Source organism: Streptosporangium saharense, from assembly GCF_014203715.1.
Classification (GTDB): Bacteria; Actinomycetota; Actinomycetes; order Streptosporangiales; family Streptosporangiaceae; genus Streptosporangium; species Streptosporangium saharense.
This window is the reverse complement of record NZ_JACHJP010000004.1, coordinates 146,199-165,027: the sequence shown is the minus strand read 5'-3', so window position 1 is coordinate 165,027 and position 18,829 is coordinate 146,199. Positions and strand designations below refer to the sequence as shown.

The 18,829-nt window shown below is 68.4% G+C and carries 19 protein-coding genes; 10 read left to right on the top strand and 9 right to left on the bottom strand.

Annotated elements, in window-relative coordinates:
- The first annotated feature begins 134 nt into the window (after positions 1-134).
- The 5 genes from FHS44_RS20380 to trxA all read left to right on the top strand — a co-directional run bounded on the left by FHS44_RS20380 (position 135) and on the right by trxA (position 4,731).
- Positions 135-1,661, top strand: a complete 1,527-nt coding sequence (locus tag FHS44_RS20380; RefSeq protein WP_184716999.1) for a protein kinase family protein — start codon at positions 135-137, stop codon at positions 1,659-1,661.
- A gap of 155 nt (positions 1,662-1,816) precedes the next feature.
- On the top strand, positions 1,817-2,422 hold the full coding sequence (gene sigM / locus FHS44_RS20375; RefSeq protein ID WP_184716997.1) for an RNA polymerase sigma factor SigM: 606 nt from the start codon (positions 1,817-1,819) through the stop codon (positions 2,420-2,422).
- Complete coding sequence (locus tag FHS44_RS20370) at positions 2,412-3,311, top strand: anti-sigma factor family protein (protein ID WP_184716995.1); 900 nt, start codon at positions 2,412-2,414, stop codon at positions 3,309-3,311. Before sigM ends, FHS44_RS20370 begins: the two co-directional genes overlap by 11 nt.
- 130 nt (positions 3,312-3,441) lie before the next feature.
- The gene (gene trxB, locus FHS44_RS20365; protein ID WP_184716993.1) at positions 3,442-4,374 is read left to right on the top strand and encodes a thioredoxin-disulfide reductase; all 933 of its coding nucleotides are present in this window, start codon (positions 3,442-3,444) and stop codon (positions 4,372-4,374) included.
- A gap of 42 nt (positions 4,375-4,416) precedes the next feature.
- Positions 4,417-4,731 (top strand): thioredoxin, encoded by a 315-nt coding sequence (trxA, locus tag FHS44_RS20360; protein ID WP_446697304.1) that lies wholly within the window; start codon positions 4,417-4,419, stop codon positions 4,729-4,731.
- Positions 4,732-4,915: 184 nt separating this feature from the next.
- Here the strand turns inward: trxA and FHS44_RS20355 are convergent, their stop codons facing one another.
- The gene (locus FHS44_RS20355) at positions 4,916-5,536 is read right to left on the bottom strand and encodes a GNAT family N-acetyltransferase (RefSeq protein ID WP_184716989.1); all 621 of its coding nucleotides are present in this window, start codon (positions 5,534-5,536) and stop codon (positions 4,916-4,918) included.
- A 295-nt stretch (positions 5,537-5,831) separates the two neighbouring features.
- Here FHS44_RS20355 and FHS44_RS20350 point away from each other — a divergent pair, with 295 nt between their 5' ends.
- The 3 genes from FHS44_RS20350 (at position 5,832) to FHS44_RS20340 (ending at position 9,343) form a co-directional block, all read left to right on the top strand.
- Complete coding sequence (locus FHS44_RS20350; RefSeq protein ID WP_184717914.1) at positions 5,832-7,064, top strand: aminotransferase-like domain-containing protein; 1,233 nt, start codon at positions 5,832-5,834, stop codon at positions 7,062-7,064.
- A 218-nt stretch (positions 7,065-7,282) separates the two neighbouring features.
- On the top strand, positions 7,283-8,239 hold the full coding sequence (locus FHS44_RS20345) for a D-alanine--D-alanine ligase family protein (protein ID WP_184716987.1): 957 nt from the start codon (positions 7,283-7,285) through the stop codon (positions 8,237-8,239).
- A gap of 60 nt (positions 8,240-8,299) precedes the next feature.
- The gene (locus FHS44_RS20340) at positions 8,300-9,343 is read left to right on the top strand and encodes a threonine aldolase family protein (protein WP_312863744.1); all 1,044 of its coding nucleotides are present in this window, start codon (positions 8,300-8,302) and stop codon (positions 9,341-9,343) included.
- Between the two features lie 80 nt (positions 9,344-9,423).
- Here the strand turns inward: FHS44_RS20340 and FHS44_RS20335 are convergent, their stop codons facing one another.
- The 8 genes from FHS44_RS20335 to rpmH all read right to left on the bottom strand — a co-directional run bounded on the left by FHS44_RS20335 (position 9,424) and on the right by rpmH (position 14,814).
- Entirely contained in the window at positions 9,424-10,413 is a 990-nt protein-coding gene (locus FHS44_RS20335) for a ParB/RepB/Spo0J family partition protein (RefSeq protein ID WP_184716982.1), read from the bottom strand.
- Between the two features lie 42 nt (positions 10,414-10,455).
- Positions 10,456-11,310, bottom strand: a complete 855-nt coding sequence (locus tag FHS44_RS20330; protein WP_312863743.1) for a ParA family protein — start codon at positions 11,308-11,310, stop codon at positions 10,456-10,458.
- A gap of 243 nt (positions 11,311-11,553) precedes the next feature.
- Positions 11,554-12,294, bottom strand: coding sequence for a 16S rRNA (guanine(527)-N(7))-methyltransferase RsmG (gene rsmG / locus FHS44_RS20325; protein WP_184716980.1), 741 nt, complete (start codon positions 12,292-12,294; stop codon positions 11,554-11,556).
- Positions 12,295-12,423: 129 nt separating this feature from the next.
- Positions 12,424-12,927 carry a Jag family protein gene (locus FHS44_RS20320; RefSeq protein WP_184716978.1) on the bottom strand — a complete coding sequence of 168 codons (504 nt, stop codon included), beginning with the start codon at positions 12,925-12,927 and terminating at the stop codon, positions 12,424-12,426.
- 34 nt (positions 12,928-12,961) lie between these two features.
- Complete coding sequence (yidC, locus tag FHS44_RS20315) at positions 12,962-13,906, bottom strand: membrane protein insertase YidC (RefSeq protein WP_184716976.1); 945 nt, start codon at positions 13,904-13,906, stop codon at positions 12,962-12,964.
- Positions 13,907-13,910: 4 nt separating this feature from the next.
- Positions 13,911-14,189: a membrane protein insertion efficiency factor YidD gene (gene yidD / locus FHS44_RS20310; RefSeq protein ID WP_184717911.1), complete on the bottom strand. Its 279-nt coding sequence runs from the start codon at positions 14,187-14,189 to the stop codon at positions 13,911-13,913.
- Positions 14,189-14,542 (bottom strand): ribonuclease P protein component, encoded by a 354-nt coding sequence (gene rnpA / locus FHS44_RS20305; RefSeq protein WP_221461152.1) that lies wholly within the window; start codon positions 14,540-14,542, stop codon positions 14,189-14,191. The genes yidD and rnpA overlap by 1 nt, the downstream gene beginning before the upstream one ends.
- Before the next feature lie 134 nt (positions 14,543-14,676).
- Positions 14,677-14,814 (bottom strand): 50S ribosomal protein L34, encoded by a 138-nt coding sequence (gene rpmH, locus FHS44_RS20300; protein WP_010849920.1) that lies wholly within the window; start codon positions 14,812-14,814, stop codon positions 14,677-14,679.
- A gap of 535 nt (positions 14,815-15,349) precedes the next feature.
- Between rpmH and dnaA the strand changes: the two genes are divergently transcribed.
- Positions 15,350-17,086, top strand: a complete 1,737-nt coding sequence (gene dnaA / locus FHS44_RS20295; RefSeq protein WP_184716972.1) for a chromosomal replication initiator protein DnaA — start codon at positions 15,350-15,352, stop codon at positions 17,084-17,086.
- 574 nt (positions 17,087-17,660) lie between these two features.
- Positions 17,661-18,803, top strand: coding sequence for a DNA polymerase III subunit beta (gene dnaN / locus FHS44_RS20290; RefSeq protein WP_184716970.1), 1,143 nt, complete (start codon positions 17,661-17,663; stop codon positions 18,801-18,803).
- Positions 18,804-18,829: the final 26 nt, after the last annotated feature.

Below are 18,829 nucleotides of genomic sequence, written 5' to 3'. Positions count from 1 at the left end.
CATGGTGCAACGCGTGTGGTGACATGCGGCTAATGGAAGCAGGAGGGCGTGGGCGTATCCACCCGGCATCGCGTGATGTGTCCTGATGTGTCAATCTGGTGGGGCGCTGTCGTGTTCTCACTTGTGGAGAGCCCATGAGTTCCTCCGTCGTCGAGCCCGGCACCAAGTTGGCCGAGCGCTTCCGGCTTGAGGACCGCGTCCACGAGTCGGATGGCGCGACCCTCTGGAAGGCCATCGACGAGGTGCTCGCCCGACCCGTCGCCGTCTACACCTTCGACCCCGGTTTCCCCAGGCTGAACGAGGTCATCTCGGCGGCCAGGGTCGCCAGCAGGCTTACCGACCCCCGTCTCACCCAGGTCTTCGACGCGACCACCGAGGACGACGGCCGTTCCTACGTCGTCAGCGAGTGGGTCAGCGGCGAGACCCTCACCGACATGGTCGCCGCGGGCCCCCTTGAGCCGGAGCGGGCCGCCGCGCTGGTCGCCGAGGCCGCCGAGGCGCTGGCCCACGCCCACGAGGCCGGTCTGGCCCACCTGTGCCTCACCCCCGAGCACCTGGTGTGGACGGCTGCGGGCAGCACGGTCAAGGTGCTCGGGCTGGGCATCGACGCGGCGCTGATGGACGTCTCGAACGAGGAGGCCGCCCGCGCCGACACCGAGGGGCTCGGCCGCCTGCTGTACGCCGGGCTGACCGGGCACTGGGCCGGTGAGGAGGACCTCGGGCTGCCGCCCGCGCCCATGGCCGACGGCCACTTCTGCACGCCCCGGCAGGTCACGGCGGGGGTTCCCGGCTATCTCGACGCCATCACGTGCCGGGCGATGCTGCCCGAGGGCAAGCGGGGGCTGGCCCCCTTCGCCACGCCCGCCGAACTGGCCGAGGCCCTCAGCTCGGTTCCCCGGCCCGTCCCGATGCCCACCCCGATGCCGGTACCGGCGCCGCAGCCGGTGTCGGCCCTGCGCTCCGACGGGGTGGACACCGCGGCACCCCAGCGGCCCGCTCCACCGGTCCAGCACCAGCCCGCGCCCCCCTCCTCGAACGGTGGGGGGATGCTCGGCAAGGTCGCCATGACCACGATCGTGCTGCTGGTGATGGCGGCCGTCGGCGTGGGCGCCTGGACGATCGGCCGCAGCATCGGCAACGCGGACACCCCGGCGACGGGGGTGACCGCCACCCCGACGCAGGCCGCGCCCGTCGAGACCCGCGAGGTCAAGCCGGAGTCGGCCACCGGATTCGACCCGCTCAGCACGGACGGCGATCACGAAGAGCGGCCGGAGCTGGCGCCCAACGCGGTGGACGGCAAGCCCTCCACCGACTGGCACACGCAGTCGTACGCCTCGGTTGACTTCGGCAACCTGAAGAAGGGCGTCGGCCTGCTGCTCGACCTTGGGCAGAGCGTGCCGATCAAGCAGGTCACGGTCGACTTCGGTTCCCAGAGCTCGGGCGGCACCGCGGAACTGAGGGTCGGTGGCTCGGCCGACCTGAACAGCCTGAAGGTGGTCCACAAGTTCTCCGGCCTCGGCGGAAAGAAGACCTACAGCGCCGATTCCACGGAGAAGGGACGCTACCTCCTGGTGTGGTTCACCAAGCTGCCCGATCAGCCCACCTACCAGGGCATGTTCCGTGGAAGCGTCTTCGACGTGAAGGTGACAGCCGTCAAGTAGCGCCAGAGTGATTTGATCGCTTTTAGCCGAGTTCTTGCCGATCATGTGAGATTTCGTGGCACCATCTATCACGTAATGGTGTTGTCCCCGGACCGGCAAGCAGGACTCTCTCCGTGAATTCCCCACCAGAGCCCCCGCCAGCGGCGGGCCAGCAGATGGCGCGACCGGCAGTGTCCGACGCCGATCTGCTGACCCGGCACATCGCCGGGGATCCGCACGCCTTCAGTGAACTCGTCAAACGGCACCGGGACCGCATGTGGGCGGTCGCCCTGCGCACGCTGGGTGACCCCGACGAGGCGGCCGACGCCGTACAGGACGCCTTCGTCTCCGCCTATCGGAAGGCCGAGTCCTTCCGTGGCGAGGCGGCTGTCACCACGTGGCTCCACCGCATCGTGGTCAACGCCTGTCTCGACCGGATGCGCAGGAAGTCCGTACGGCCCGTCGCGGACGACGAGTTGGTCGAGGCGGCGGAGCGTGACACACCGGTGCTCGACCAGACAGCCGAGCGGGAGGTCTCCATGGAGGTCTCCGCAGCGCTCAAACTGCTGCCGTCCGACCAGCGGGCGGCACTCGTTCTCGTGGACATGATGGGGTACTCCGTGGAGGACGCGGCCCAGGTCCTGGAGGTGCCGAGCGGCACCGTGAAGAGCAGGTGCGCGCGAGGTCGCGCGAAACTTGCCCCGATTCTTTCGCACCTGCGGAACCGATCCGACCTGACTCGCGTCTCATCCGCGAAGGGAGCAGAACTTCGTGACGGGTGATACGCACTACGACCTGGAGACTCTCGCCGAGTTGGCAGAGGGTCTCCTCGACGCCGCCACGGCCCTGCAGGTACGCGAGCATCTCGCGATCTGTGACCCCTGTGGTGAAAGCCTCGCTGACCTCGCTGCGGTCCGTGAGGTGCTAGCGGCGACGCCCACCCCGGCGATGCCGATGGGAGTCGCGCTCCGGATCGACCGCGCACTGGCCGCAGAGGCCCAGAGCTTCCGTGGAGGTGGAGTAGGCCTGGTGGAGGCACCGGCCTGGGACGACATCATGCGCGACGCGCCGTGGGAGACGGCGCCCACACCGGAGCCAGAGCCGGTCCGGCCACAGCCGGAACCCGAGCTCGCCCCGGTGCCACAGCTCGGCGTCGTCGGCGACGACGGCACCATCAGGCCCGTACGGCGACGCGGCAACCCACGGCGCCGGTGGGCGCTCTCCGCCGCGGCGGCGGGTGTGGCGGCGGCGGTCGTGGGCACGGCCGTGCTGACGAGCGGCGCGCTCACCGCGGGCTCCTCGCCGAGCAGCAAGCCCGGGCCGGCCATCGCCCTGCCGACGGTGCCGAAGAGTGAGGGCTACCAGCTGACCGACAGCAACTGGAACTACACCGATGAGCAGCTGCGTGGGCCGCTGCTCGACTACATCGGTCCGGCGCAGATCGTGCTGGCCCAGGAGCAGTCGGAGGGCATCAAGCTCGACCAGTGCGTCAAGCAGGTCTCAGAAAAGGTCGGTAGAGCCCCGTTCGCCGTGGACCAGGGCTTCTACAACGGCCAGGAGGCCAACGTCATGCTCTTCTGGAGCAACAAGGCCAAGAACACCGTGCGCGTCCACGTCGTGGGCCCACAGTGTGACAACGTGCGCAAGCCCACCCTGGCGCGCTGGAAGTAGCCACAGACCCTCGTACGACACCGGAGCCCGGTATGGATTCGTCCATGCCGGGCTCCGCCGTGCCGTACGGGAATCACCGGGACCTAGGATCTGTTGACGCCACTGGCAACGACGGAGGAGAGGCGCAGCAGTGAGTGACGTCCGGAATGTGATCATCGTTGGATCGGGTCCCGCCGGTTACACCGCGGCTGTTTACTCCGCCCGGGCCGACCTCAGGCCGCTGGTCTTCGAGGGCTCGGTCACCGCGGGCGGCGCGCTGATGAACACGACCGAGGTGGAGAACTTCCCCGGCTTCCCCGACGGCATCATGGGGCCCGACCTCATGGACAACCTGCGCAAGCAGGCCGAGCGGTTCGGCGCCGAGCTGGTCGCCGACGACGTGGTCGAGGTCGACCTCGCCGCCACGCCGAAGGTCGTCAAGACCGCGACCGACACCTACTTCGCCAAGGCCGTGATCCTGGCCACCGGCTCCGGCTACCGCGAGCTGGGTGTGCCCAACGAGAAGCGCCTCTCCGGACGCGGCGTCTCCTGGTGCGCCACCTGTGACGGCTTCTTCTTCCGCGGCCAGGACATCGTGGTCGTCGGCGGCGGTGACACCGCCATGGAGGAGGCCACCTTCCTGACCCGGTTCGCCAACTCGGTGACCGTCGTGCACCGCCGCGACGAGCTGCGCGCCAGCAAGATCATGCAGGACCGCGCGTTCTCGAACGAGAAGATCCGCTTCGTCTGGGACAGCGAGGTCGTCGAGGTCCTCGGCGAGAACAAGGTCTCCGGGGTACGGCTGCGCAACCTCAAGACCGGCGAGGAGAGCGAGCTGGCGGCCACCGGCCTGTTCATCGCCATCGGCCACGACCCGCGCACCGAGCTGGTCAAGGGCCAGGTCGAGCTGGACGACGAGGGCTACATCAAGGTCGACTCCCCCTACACCCGCACCAACCTGGACGGCGTCTTCGCGGCGGGCGACGTCGTCGACCACATCTACCGCCAGGCGATCACCGCCGCCGGTACCGGCACCGCCGCCTCGCTCGACGCCGAGCGGTGGCTCGCCGAGCACGAGAGCTGATCCAGACCACCACCACGAAGAGGGAGTACCACCTTGGGCGCCATCAAGAACGTGACCGAAGCCGAATTCGACGCCGAGGTCCTGAAAAGCGACAAGCCCGTCATCGTTGACTTCTGGGCGGAGTGGTGCGCCCCGTGCCGCCAGGTCGCCCCGATCCTGGAGGAGATCGCCAAGGAGCACGCGGACAAGCTGACCGTCGTCAAGCTCGACGTGGACGCGTATCCGACGATTGCCGGGAAGTACGGTGTGCTCCAGATCCCGACCCTGAACGTCTACAAGGGTGGAGAGGTCGTGAAGCAGATCATCGGCGCGAAGCCCAAGTCGATGCTGCTCCGCGAGCTTGAGGGCATCATCTAGGTCCCGCCCGCCTTTCAGGTGGCAGGGGCCTGGTGAAGCCCCCTGCGGCTGCGCTCCCCACGGCGGAGCCGTACCACCGCTTCCGAGCGGCACACCCACCCATGCGAAAGCCCCCCGCGACGCGACGCGGGGGGCTTTCGTGACTCCTGGGACGAAAGGGCTCCTGGAAGGGGCTCAAACCACCTCAGACAGGCCGCAGCGCCCTCTCCGGGGACATGGAGCCGAGCAGCCGTTCCAGGGCCACCTCGACGTCCTCACGCCACGAGACGGCGGACTTGAGTTCGAGGCGGAGCCTGGGGAAGCGCAGATGCGGCCTGACCGTCTTGAACCCGACCGAGAGCAGATAGTCGGCGGGCATCACGCACGCGCCCGGCTGCTCCCACTTCAGGTCGCCGAACGCCTCGATCGCCCGGACCCCGCGCCGGGTCAGGTCCTTGGCGACTCCCTGGACCAGCATCCGGCCCAGGCCGCCACCGGAGAACTCCGGGATGATGTGGGCCGTCATCAGCAGCACGGCGTCGGCGCTGACCGGCGAGGTGGGGAAGGCGATGGACCGGGGCACGTGGTGCGGGGGCGCGTAGAGCACGAACCCGGCCGCGACGCCGTCCACATAGACGATCTTCCCGCAGCTGCCCCACTCCAGCAGGGTCGAGGAGATCCAGGCCTCCTTCTCCAGCCCGGGGTCTCCCGCCTCGATCGCGCGGTTGCCGTTCACCGGGTCGAGCTCCCAGAACACGCACCGGCGGCACCGGTACGGCAGGTCGTCAAGGTTGTCAAGAGTGACGTTTGCCAGCCGACGCGACACCTGTTGGCCCCAATCCTGGCGAGACGAGCGCAAGCCGTGGCGGAAAACGCGCGAAAACGGCGTCTCCAGCTGGCATCGTAGCTCAGTAGAGGCTCTGGTTTCAGGGTCTCCCGTCCCCACACGCGGACGACAGGCATCACTGCCGTACGCTGGTTTCTCTAGCTTGAGCACCGTGTGCTCCCCGTAACCAAGGAGGTGGACCGTGCCCCAAGAGTCAGATCACGGTCAGGCCATCGCGCCCCAGGGGTCGCGGATCGACGCCTATGTCGATCGGTACGCCGCACGAGCTACCGGGATGGTCGCCTCCGAGGTTCGAGCTCTTTTCGCCGTCGCGTCGAGGCCCGAGGTGGTCTCGCTCGCGGGGGGCATGCCGTACGTCACCGCTCTTCCCCTGGACGTCGTGGGAGAGCTCGTCGCCGACCTGGTGGCCCGCCGTGGCCCCGTCGCGCTCCAGTACGGCTCAGGCCAGGGGGACCCGCACCTGCGCGAGCAGATCTGCGAGGTCATGCGCCTTGAGGGGATCGAGGCCAACTCCAACGACGTCGTGGTGACCGTCGGCTCCCAGCAGGCCCTCGACCTGATCACCCGCGTCTTCATCGACCCGGGCGACGTCATCCTGGCCGAGGGGCCCTCGTACGTGGGCGCGCTGGGCACCTTCTCCGCCTACCAGGCCAGGGTCATCCACATCGCCATGGACGACGAGGGCATGATCCCCGAGTCGCTGGCGCAGACGATCTACGCGCTGAAGACCGCGGGCACCAGGATCAAGTTCCTGTACACGATCCCCAACTTCCACAACCCCGCCGGGGTGACGCTCAACACCACGCGCAGGCAGCAGATCCTGGAGATCTGCCAGCGGGCGGACGTGCTGATCGTGGAGGACAACCCGTACGGCCTGCTCGGCTTCGAGGGCACGACCATGCGGGCGCTGCGGGCCGACTGCCCCGACGGGGTGGTCTACCTCGGCTCCTTCTCCAAGACCCTGGCGCCGGGCTTCCGGGTCGGCTGGGCCCTGGCGCCGCACGCCATCCGCGACAAGCTGGTGCTGGCGATGGAGTCGGCAGTGCTGTCGCACTCCACCTTCACCCAGCTCGCCGTCGGTCAGTACCTCACGACCCAGCCGTGGCGTCAGCAGATCAAGACCTTCAGGGAGCTGTACTGCGAGCGTCGCGACGCCATGCTCGGCGCCCTGGAGGCGATGATGCCCGCGGGCTGCTCCTGGACGCGTCCCGCGGGTGGCTTCTTCGTCTGGGCCACGCTTCCCGAGGGGCTCGACGCCAAGGTGCTGCTGCCGCGCGCGGTGGCCGAGCGGGTGGCGTTCGTCCCGGGCGCCGGCTTCTACGCCGACGGTGGGGGCGCGCGCAACATGCGGCTGTCCTACTGCTACCCCGAGCCGGAGCGCATCCGTGAGGGTGTGCGCCGCCTGGCCGGGGTGATCGAGCAGGAGATGCAGACGCGCGAGACGTTCGGTCCCGACGCGCCCATCGAACGCGGCGGGGTGGACACCCCGGGTCCCGACCTCGCCTGAGCCGTCGCGATCGAGGCGGCGTGGCGGTCGCTCCTGCCCGCCACGCCGCCTTTCTCGTTTTGTGAGGGCTGTTTTAGACCTCTTCTGGACGCGGTGGGTGGCGTCACTTCGGGTGCCGTGCCGTACGGTGACTTCCGGCGCCGGTGTGGCGACCGTCCCCGGCGTGATGAGAGCGACCCCAAAGGCTCGACGTGGGCCGTGAAGAGAGGTTTTTTCGGATGAGTGATCTGGGCCACGTGCTCGTTCTCGCGGGTGGTCTTTCCTACGAGCGGGAGGTGTCCCTCCGGTCGGGCCGCCGGGTGAGTGAGGCGCTGCGCGCGGTGGGAATCCCGGTGGAGACACGTGACACCGACGCCTCGCTCGTGCCCTCCGTGCTCGCCGACCCGCCGGACGCGGTCTTCGTCACCCTCCACGGCGGAGCGGGTGAGGACGGCGCCATCCGATCGGTGCTCGAACTGCTTTCCGTCCCCTACGTGGGCGCCGATCCCGACGCGTGCCGGGTGGCCTTCGACAAGCCGACCGCCAAGGCCGTCGTCCGTTCCTTCGGCCTGCGCACCCCCGAGTCGGTGACGCTGCCCAAGGAGACCTTCCACGACCTCGGTGCCTCCGCGGTGCTCGACCGCATCGTCGAACGGCTCGGCCTGCCGCTGTTCGTCAAGCCGTCCCGGGGCGGCTCGGCCCTCGGCGCGTCGATGGTCCGCACCGCGCAGGAGCTTCCCTCGGCGATGGTCGGCTGCTTCGCCTACGGCGACACGGCGCTGATCGAGCGCTACATCAAGGGCGTCGAGATCTCCGTCTCGGTCATCGATCTCGGCGAGGGTCCGGTCGCCCTGCCCCCGGTGGAGATCGTGCCGGACGCGGGCGTCTACGACTACGCCTCCCGCTACACGGCGGGTCACACCGAGTTCTTCGCCCCGGCCCGGCTGTCCCCCGAGGTCGCCGAGGCGTGCGCGGAGATGGCCGTCACGGCGCACACCGCGCTGGGGCTGCGTGACGTCTCCCGCACCGACCTCATCGTCGACGAGGCGGGCCTGCCGTACTTCCTTGAGGTCAACGTCGCCCCCGGCATGACCGAGACCTCGCTGCTGCCCATGGCGGTCGAGGCGGCGGGCGACGACCTCGGCACCCTCTGCCAGGCCCTCCTGGAACGGGCCGCCGCCCGGCACTCCGACTGAGCCTGGCCCGTCCGGCGCCGGGATGACCGGCGCCGGATCGCTCCACCTATGGTGGACGCCGTGCGTTTTCCCAAGAGTTTCGCCAGTGACAACCACGCCGGGGTGCATCCGGACGTGATCGCCGCCATCGTCGAGGCCAACGTCTCCGACGCCCCCGCCTACGGTGGAGACCCCTGGACACGGGCGATGGAGGAGGCCTTCCGCGCCGAGTTCGGCCCCCGGGCGAGCGCCTACGCCATGTTCAACGGCACCGGCGCCAACGTTGTGGGCCTCGGGCTCGTCCTGCGCTCCTACGACGCCGTCCTCTGTCCTGCCAGCGCCCACATCAACACCAACGAGTGCGGCGCCGCGGAGCGGGTGCTCGGCGCCAAGCTCGTCACGATCCCGACGGACGACGGCAAGCTCACCGTCGAGGCGCTCCGGGGCCAGCTCTCCGTCCTGGGGAACGAGCACCACTCCCAGCCCCGGGTCGTCTCGATCTCCCAGGTGACCGAGTGTGGCACGTGCTACACCCCCGACGAGGTCGCCGAGCTGGCCGACTTCGCCCACGCGCACGGGCTCTTCCTCCACATGGACGGCGCCCGGCTGGCCAACGCCGCCGTGGAGCTCGGCTGCCCGATGCGCGCGTTCACCACTGACGCGGGGGTGGACCTGCTCAGCTTCGGCGGCACGAAGAACGGCGCCATGGGGGCGGAGGCGCTCGTCGTCCTGCGGCCCGAGCTTGAGGCTCCCGCGCTGTTCCTCCGCAAGCAGGGGATGCAACTGGCCTCCAAGATGCGCTTCGTCTCGGCCCAGTTGACCGCGCTCCTCACGGACGACCTCTGGCACAGGAACGCCTCCCACGCCAACGCCATGGCCCACCGGCTGGCGGACGGCGTCACCGATCTTCCCGGGGTCGCGCTCCGCTACCCCGTCCAGTCGAACGCGGTCTTCCCCTCGCTGCCGGAGAAGGCGATCTCCGATCTCCAGCAGCGTTATCTCTTCCACGTCTGGGACGAGGCCGAGCACGTGGTGCGCTGGGTGACGGCCTTCGACACCTCCCCCGAGGACGTGGACGCCTTCGTGACGGACGTACGGCAGGCAGTGCTGTCGTGTTTCACGTGAAACCCTTGCCTGCGTGTTTCACGTGAAACAACGAACGGCCCCGGTGTTTCACGTGAAACACCGGGGCCGTTCGGCGAAGGTCAGTCCTCGGTCTGCTGCATCGTTCCCGGAGCCATCGTGGCGATGATGCGCTCAAGGTCGTCGATGGTCGCGAACTCCACGACGATGCGCCCCTTGCGGCGGCCGAAGTCCACCTTCACCCGGGTCTCGAAGCGGTCGGAGAGCCGGTCGGCCAGATGGCGGAGCGTCGGCTCCTCCGACTGACGCGCCCTCGGCACCTTCCGAGTGGGGGCCGGTGCCGCCTTGGCGTCGCCGACCGCCACGATCTCCTCGACCTCGCGCACCGACAGCAGCTCCGCCACGATCCGGTCGGCGAGCCGTTCCTGTGCCGCCGGATCGTTCAGGGGAAGCAGCGCGCGGGCGTGCCCGGCGCTGACCAGTCCGGCCGAGACCCGGAGCTGGACCTTGGCGGGCAGGTTGAGCAGTCGCAGGGTGTTGGTCACGTGGGAACGGGACCGTCCGACGCGGGTGGCCAGCTGCTCGTGGGTGGCCCCGAAGTCGTCGAGGAGCTGCCGGTAGGCCGCCGCCTCCTCAAGGGGGTTGAGCTGCTCGCGCTGGAGGTTCTCGATGAGAGCGTCCAGCAGGAGCTTGTCCTCCTCGGTGCTCCGTACGATCGCGGGGATCTTGGAGAGCCCGGCGAGCTTCGAGGCTCGCAGGCGGCGTTCCCCCATGATCAGCTCGTAGCGCCCCTCTCCGACGGGGCGCACCACGACGGGCTGGAGCAGCCCCACCTCCTTGATGGAGGCGGCCAGCTCGTCCAGCGCGTCGTCGTCGAAGATGTCCCGGGGCTGGCGGGGGTTGGGCGCGATGGCCTCAAGGGGGATCTCAAGGAAGTAGGCGCCCGCGACCGGCTTGGGCTGCGGGACCGCCGCTGCCGCTGCTGCTGCCGACTCGGTCGCGACCAGGATCGCGGTGGCGGCTGACGGTGCCGTCGTCTCCCGTACGGCGGGCCCCGTCGGGATGAGCGCCCCCAGTCCCTTGCCCAGTCCCCTCGGTGTCTTAGCTACCACTGGCCCTCCCCCTCCTCATGGCTTCGGTGGATCTCGGCGCGTTCACACGGCGGCGCCACGGTAGGCGATCTCGCGGGCGGCGTCCATGTAGGCCATCGCGCCGCTGGAGCCCGGGTCGTAGGTCATGACCGACTGGCCGTAGCTCGGGGCCTCGGAGACCCGGACGCTCCTCGGGATCACGGTCTTCAGCACCGTGTCCGCGAAGTGGGAGCGAACCTCGTCGGCGACCTGGGAGGCGAGCCTGGTCCTGCCGTCGTACATCGTCAGCAGGATCGTGGACAGGTCGAGGGTGGGGTTCAGGTGGGCGCGGACCAGGTCCACGTTCCGCAGGAGCTGGCCGAGTCCCTCAAGCGCGTAGTACTCGCACTGGATGGGGATCAGCAGCTCGTTGGCGGCCATCAGCGCGTTGACGGTCAGCAGGCCGAGCGAGGGAGGGCAGTCGATGAGGATGTAGTCGAACTCGACGTCGGTGTAGGCCGTCAGCGCGCGCTGTAGCCGAGCCTCACGGGCGACCATGGAGACCAGCTCGATCTCGGCGCCCGCGAGGTCGATCGTGGCGGGGGCGCAGTAGAGGCCCGGCATCTCCGGAACCTCCTTGACGACCTCCGCCAGCGGCACGTCCTCCACCAGGACCTTGTACATGTCGGGGACGTCGCCACGGTGGTCGATCGACAGGGCGGTCGAGGCGTTGCCCTGGGGGTCGAGGTCCACGACGAGCACCCGCTGGCCGTGGATGGACAGCGCGGCCGCGAGGTTCACCGAGGTCGTAGTCTTGCCTACGCCGCCCTTCTGGTTGGCGACGGTGAAGATGCGGGTCTTGGGCGGACGGGGCCAGTCACCGTCCCGGGTCCCGACGGTGTCTCCGGGAGTGGCCGTAGATGTTTCACGTGAAACCACTGAGCTGAGTGCCTCTCGTACCAACGGCGATTCGCCGGGATTAAGGGGGGACTGGGTCACGGTCGTCGTCCTTTCAACCGGCCTGACTGCAGCGGTGGAACTCGATGCGGGCCAGCCAAGACCGGAAGGGCGTTCACGAGGCGAGACGACAGGACCCGTAGGCCAGCCGAGACCACCTTCCGCGCTCACCATCGCACTTCCATGGTCGTTCACTGGCCTCGCACTCGCTTCGCTCGGTCTGTTCTACTGGCCTCGCGCCCGCTTGGCCCGCGAGACACGCTCCTTACGGCGAGCGCCCTGCCGTACTTCTCCGGAGGTCCGACCGGCGACCACCCGGATGAGAGTTGCGGGCGGCTCGACCTTACCGTGCCCGACCGATACAAGCTCGGCGGTTCGCACCCCGCTGGTCCTCAATTGTTCCTCGGCGTCCGCCAGCTCCTCCGCTGCCCGTTCTCCCTTGAGGGCGAGCAGCTCCCCGTCCTCACGCAGCAGGGGGAGCGACCACTTCAGCAGCCGGTCGAGCGGCGCGACCGCGCGGGCGGAGGCCACGTCGAACACGCGCTTGCCGGCGAACTCCTCGGCCCGGCCGCGCAGCACCTCGACGTTGCCGAGCTTCAGCGTGTCCACGCACTCCTGGAGGAAGACCGTCCGGCGCAGCAGGGGTTCGAGGAGGGTGACCTGGATGTCGGGACGCACGATCGCCAGCACCAGGCCGGGCAGCCCGGCACCGGAGCCGATGTCCACCAGGCGCACGTCCGCGGGGACCGCCTCGGCGACCACCGCGCAGTTGAGCAGGTGACGGTCCCAGATGCGGGGCACCTCGCGAGGGCCGAGCAATCCGCGCACCACCCCGGGGCCGGCCAGCAGCCCGGCGAACGTCTCCGCCATGGACCAGGCATCGCCGGTGAACACCTCGTGCGCGACCTCGGGCGGCTCGGGGATCTGGTCACTCACTCGGGGCTCACTCTTCCTCGGGACGGTCATTCGGCAGGGTGTTCTAAGGCTAACGGCCCGCTTCGCGCAGCCGTACAAGGACGGGCCGGGAACCGATCACGAGAAAGGGCCGCCGCCCCTGGTGGCCAGGGACGGCGGCCCTTCTCTCGTCGTGCGGGGTTACGCGGGCAGGACCACCACGAAACGCCGGGGCTCCTCGCCCTCGGACTCGCTGCGCAGGCCCGCCGCCGCGACCGCGTCGTGCACGATCTTGCGCTCGAACGGGGTCATCGGCTGCAGGGACTTGGGCTCGCCGTTGCGCTTGACGTCCGTGGCGATCTTGGTGCCAAGCTCGGTCAGCTCGGTACGGCGGCGCTCGCGGTAGCCGGCGATGTCCAGCATGAGCCGGGAACGCTCGCCCGTCTGGCGGTGGACGGCGAGCCGGGTCAGCTCCTGGATCGCCTCAAGCACCTCGCCGTGCGGGCCGACGAGGTCGCCGCCCTTGACATCCACGACCGACACCACGGCACGATCACCCTCGACGTCCATGTCGATGTCACCGTCGATGTCGGCGATGTCGAGCAGACCCTCGACGTAGTCCGCCGCGATCTCGCCCTCCTGCTCCAGCGCAGCGAGATCCGGAGCCGTCTTCACGGTCTCCTTCTCGGCTTCGGCCTCGGTCACGTCCGGCCACTCCTTCGTGCTGTCGTGATGATCGTCAGGACTTCTTACTACCCGTCCGCTTGCTGCGGGGCTGGCGGACGGGCTGTTGGCGGACCATCTTGGGCGCGGGCTCGGACGGCGGCTCGGGCTCGGGAGCCTTCTTGACCTTGCCCAGCAGGCCCGGCTTGGGCTCGGGCGTCACCATGTTGCCCTTGGCGTCGGCCACCGGAGTGGGGTGGCGGCTGTAGAACCAGTGCTGCTGGCCCAGGGTCCACAGGTTGGTGGTGACCCAGTAGAGGATCAGGCCGAGGGGGAAGTTCAGCGAGAAGATGGCGAACAGCGGCGAGATGTACATCAGGATCTTCTGCTGCTGCGCCATCGGGTTGTCCGGCATCTGAGCCATCGAGCGGGTCACGCTCTGCCGGACGGTGAGGAAGGTGGTCAGCGAGCTGATCGCCACGAAGATGGCCAGGACGATCTTCGTCTGGATCGGGTTGGCGCCGAACGCCTGGATCTGGGTGTCGCTGCTCCAGAAGGTCGCGGGCAGCGGCGCGCCGAAGATGTGCGCGGCCCTGGCGCTGTCGACCAGTTGCTGGGTCATGCCGAACTTCAGCTCGCCGTGGGCCATCGCGTTCAGCACGGTGAACATCGAGATGAAGATGGGGAACTGGGCCACGACCGGCAGACAGCCGCCGAGCGGGTTGGCCCCCTGCCCCTGGTACAGCGCCATGACCTCCTGGTTCATGCGCTGCTTGTCGTTCTTGTAGCGCTTACGGATCTCCTGGACCTTGGGCGCGAGTTCCTGCATCTTCTTCGACGAGCGCATCTGCTTGAGGAAGAGGGGGAAGATCAACAGCCTCATCAGCACCGTCAGGGTGATGATGGTCAGCGCCCAGGTCAGCCCGCTGTTCGGGTCGAGGAAGCTGCTATAACCCTGGTGTATCCAGGTGATCACTTGGGCGACGGCCGTGTACAGCCAGTTCAGCCAGGACAGCTCCACCGAGCTAGCTCCCTTGCGTTTCGTCGGACCGGCCCCGGCGTGGGGGCACCGGGTCAAAGCCTCCGGGATGGAATGGGTGGCAACGCCCGATTCTCCGGATCGTCAACCATGTGCCGCGCAGGGCCCCGTGGACGGCCACCGCCTCAAGCCCGTAGGCACTGCACGAGGGGTGGAAGCGGCAGCGTGGACCCAGCAGAGGGCTCACGTAGCTCCGGTAGAACCGGATGGGAGCCATCAGGGTCCTGGCAGCCGGGGAAACCCCGGCGGTGTGCTGCGCCGTCATCATCGCCCATCCCTGCGAGCCGTCGAGGGCTCTCGCCGCCTGAGTAAACGATCCAGCGCGACGTCGAGTTCGGCGGCTAGGCGCTCGCTTCGCGCGGACGCGGCCGGTGGATTGGCGCGTACAACCAGCAGGCTACCTCGCGGAAGACGGTCGAGACGGTCTCGCATGAGGTGTCTCAGCTGACGTTTGACCCGATTCCTCGTGACCGCACCGCCAACAGCACGACTTACGACAAATCCCACCAAGGGGGGTTCGTCCACTTCTGGGCGCATGCCAAAATGCGCGACCAGCGTGGGACGGCCTGCACGGCTTCCCTTCCTGACCGCGCCGGCGAACTCCTCGCCCCGGCGCATGCGGGACACGGACGGCAACACGAGAGAACCTTGGTTGACCCTGGGCAGGTACGGCTATCGCCCGCCGGCGTCACGCCGACGGGCGACGGTTCGTTGACTGCCTTGGCCCGGACGAGCCGGGCACGGCGGACGCGTCAGGCGGAGAGCTCTGCGCGGCCCTTGCGACGACGGGCGGCCAGGATGGCGCGACCGGCACGGGTGCGCATGCGCAGCCGGAAGCCGTGGGTCTTCGCGCGACGGCGGTTGTTCGGCTGGAAAGTACGCTTGCTCACGAGTGGGCTCCAGGCTCAGGGCGCGCCCCCAGCACATGGGGACGCTCGACAGTGGCTGGCCTGTCGGAAGCGGGGCATGCGAAAAGCCGCCGCGTGACAAGCCGACCGTCGTACGTTACGGGTAACGCGGGCCCCAGGTCAAACCGGCGAACACGTGGCGATAGGTTATCCACGAATCCACAGCCCCTTTTTCCACCGACGCCTCGCCGTCCACAGGATGTGCACTCAGCCTCCCCCACACTGCCACTAGGCTGTGGACAACGTCTTGAACACAGGCTGTGGACAGGGCTACTGTCGGCCCCTCCAAACCCCTGCTCACCGCTGCCCAGACGGGTCTGTCGGCAGGTGCGGGGCTGTGCACAGCATGTGGATGCGGTGTGGATTCGATGTGGATTCCGAGCGGCGACCCCGGGCGGGCAGCAGGGGCTCCGACATGTGGACAACGGGGGAATCCGATGTGCCCGGCGGCCATCGGTGTGGATAACAGATCGCGGTGAGCTCTTCGGGAACCGCGTCGACAGGAGGATGGCCGGGCATGGACAACTTGGACCTCAGCGAGGTGTGGGAACGGGCGTTGGAGAACTCCCTCAACGCGAGTGTCCCCGCCCAGCAACGGGTCTGGCTCGGCATGACCCGCCCGTTCGGCCTCATGAACGACACCGTGGTGCTCGCGGCCCCCACGGATTTCGCCAGGGACGTGCTGGAGAACAAGCTCCGCCCGCTGATCAGCCACGCGCTCTCCCAGGAGTTCGGCCGTCCCATGCGGGTGGCGGTCATGGTCGACCCCAGCACGGCCGGTTCCGACCCCGGCGGCCCCAGAGGGGAAAGTTATCCCCAGCCGCCCGCGCACGGTTATCCCCAGCCTGGGGGTTCCCAGCAGGGTTATGCACAGCCCGTGACACCCCAGCTCCACAGCGCTTCCGGCCTCCAGGGGCCCTTCCAGGGGCAGGGACCCGCTCCGGCGCAGTCCACCGACTATCCACAGCACGGCCCACAGGGTCACTACGGTTATCAACAGGGTGAGGACGGCGCACAGCCGTACCTCCCGGGTGAGCCCTCGGCACCGGTCCAGCCGGAGCAGGGGTCGGGAGGATACGGCAGGGGGGGCTACACCCCGCAGCCCTCACCCCCGCGCCCGGAGGCCAACGGCTTCGACCGGCCCGCGCCCCCGCAGGCCGCAGGCCCGCCCGTGCAGAACAGGTGGGACGGCCGGGGGGGCCGCACGCAGGGGGAACCCGCCCGGCTGAACCCGAAGTACACCTTCGAGACCTTCGTCATCGGGTCGAGCAACCGCTTCGCGCACGCCGCCGCGGTCGCGGTCGCCGAGGCCCCGGCCAAGGCCTACAACCCGCTGTTCATCTACGGCGACTCCGGACTGGGCAAGACCCACCTGCTGCACGCGATCGGCCACTACGCGCAGAGCCTCTACGACGGCGCCCGGGTGAGATACGTCAGCTCGGAGGAGTTCACCAACGACTTCATCAACTCCATCCGCGACCACAAGGCCGACAACTTCCGCGGACGCTACCGGGCTGTGGACATCCTGCTCGTGGACGACATCCAGTTCCTTGAGGGCAAGGAACAGACGCAGGAGGAGTTCTTCCACACCTTCAACACCTTGCACAACGCCAACAAGCAGATCGTCATCTCCAGCGACCGCGCCCCCAAGCAGCTGGTCACCCTGGAGGACCGGCTGCGCAACCGGTTCGAGTGGGGGCTGATCACCGACGTGCAACCGCCCGAGCTGGAGACGCGCATCGCGATCCTGCGCAAGAAGGCCATCCAGGAGGGCCTGGCCGCGCCGCCCGAGGTGCTTGAGTACATCGCGAGCCGCATCTCGACCAACATCCGCGAGCTTGAGGGCGCCCTGATCAGGGTCACCGCGTTCGCCAGCCTCAACCGGCAGTCGGTCGACCTGCAGCTCACCGAGGTCGTGCTCAAGGACCTGATCACCGAGGACGCGGGCTCCGAGATAACGATCGCCACGATCATGGCCTCGACCGCCACCTACTTCGGGCTTTCCATTGACGACCTGTGCGGCGGGTCGCGCTCGCGGGTCCTGGTCACCGCCCGGCAGATCGCCATGTATCTGTGCAGGGAGCTGACCGACATGTCGCTTCCCAAGATCGGTCAGCAGTTCGGCGGCCGCGACCACACGACGGTCATGCACGCCGACAGGAAGATCCGTTCTCTCATGGCCGAGCGCAGGTCGATCTACAACCAGGTCAACGAGCTGACCACCAGGATCAAGCAGCAGTCGCGCAATGGCTGAGATTTCCCCGGACGCGATACACAGGCTGTGGAAAACCTTGTGGATCAAATGTACGGCCCCGCCCCACCCGATGGAGGGGGAGTTTCCACCGTGAACATGCCGGTTTCAGTGGTTTCAACACTTTCGAGCAACCTGGGGACAACTCTGGGGAGAACCTGGGGACAACTTGGGGAGAACTCGTGGACAACCTGGGGACGCCCTGTGAAGAGCGTTTTCCACAAGGACAAAACACCCTCTTACCCAGTGGATAACCTGGGGAAACCTCGTGGATAACCGGTGGATGAAGACCCCTCGATCTGGGGACGGCCTGTGGGTACAGCGAGGTTCTCCCCAGGCCGCCGAGTTCTCCACACCCTCCGCCCACATCCCCAGTGGATGAAGAAACCTGAGCTGAGCTGCGGAAACATAGGATTTCCACAGTATCCACACCCCCTAATGCGATGACCCCTTGTATCTCTAACTAGAGAACTCAAGAACCACAGAAGGGTTCCGGGGGAGCGCAGGTGCGGGACAGTGAACACTTGAACCCAAGGCACCGAGCGGACAGCGCTCGACACACAGGAGGCAGATCCACGTGATGTTCCGTATCGAGCGAGACGCACTCGCCGAGGCCGTCGCCTGGACGGCACGCAGCCTGCCCGCCCGCCCCTCCGTGCCGGTGCTCGCCGGCATGCGCCTGGAGGTGACGGACGGCGGGCAGCTGAAGCTGTCCGGCTTCGACTACGAGGTGTCCGCCGAGGTGACCCTCGAACCCCAGAGCGGTGAGGCGGGCGTCGTGCTGGTCTCGGGCAAGCTGCTCGCCGAGATCACCAGGGCGCTGCCCGCACAGCCTGTGGACTTCGTCGTCGAGGGCGCCAAGGCCGTCGTCACCTGTGGAAGCGCCAGGTTCACCCTGCTGACCATGCCCGTGGAGGACTACCCCTCCCTGCCGACCATGCCGCCGGCCGCGGGCCGGGTCGGCAGCGACGTGTTCGCCTCCGCCGTCGCCCAGGTCGCCGTCGCCGCGGGCAAGGACGACACGCTGCCGATGCTGACGGGCGTGCGCATGGAGATCGAGGGCGACACGGTCACCCTCGCCGCAACCGACCGCTACCGCCTGGCCGTACGAGAGCTGAAGTGGCAGCCGGGGCAGCCTGACTTCTCCGCGGTCGCGATGATCCCCGGCAGGACCCTCGCCGACGCCGCCAAGGCCCTGGGCAGCACCGGCGCCGAGGTCGAGATCGCGATGAGCTCCGTCGGCGGCACCGGTGAGGGCATGATCGGCTTCTCCAGCAGCGCGGGCCGCCGGACGACCACCCGCCTGCTCGACCCCGAGTTCCCCAAGTACCGCTCGCTGCTGCCGACCGAGTTCTCCGCCAGGGCCGAGCTGTCCACAGGCGTCTTCGTCGAGGCCGTCAAGCGCGTGGCCCTGGTCGCCGAGCGCAACACGCCGGTGCGCCTGGCCTTCCGCGACGGCGAGGTCGTCCTTGAGGCGGGCAGCGGCGACGAGGCCCAGGCTGTCGAGGTGCTGCCGGTCGACTTCGAGGGCGACGACATCAACATCGCCTTCAACCACCAGTTCCTGCTCGAAGGACTGGGCGCGATCGATTCCGACGTGGCCAGGCTGCAGATGACGACCTCGACCAAGCCCGCCATCCTCACCGGGGGCAAGCCCGTCGAGGAGAAGAGCGTCCCCGACTACCGCTACCTGATCATGCCCATCCGTCTGTCGAGCTGACCGCCCGCCGTACACAGCCTGTGTAT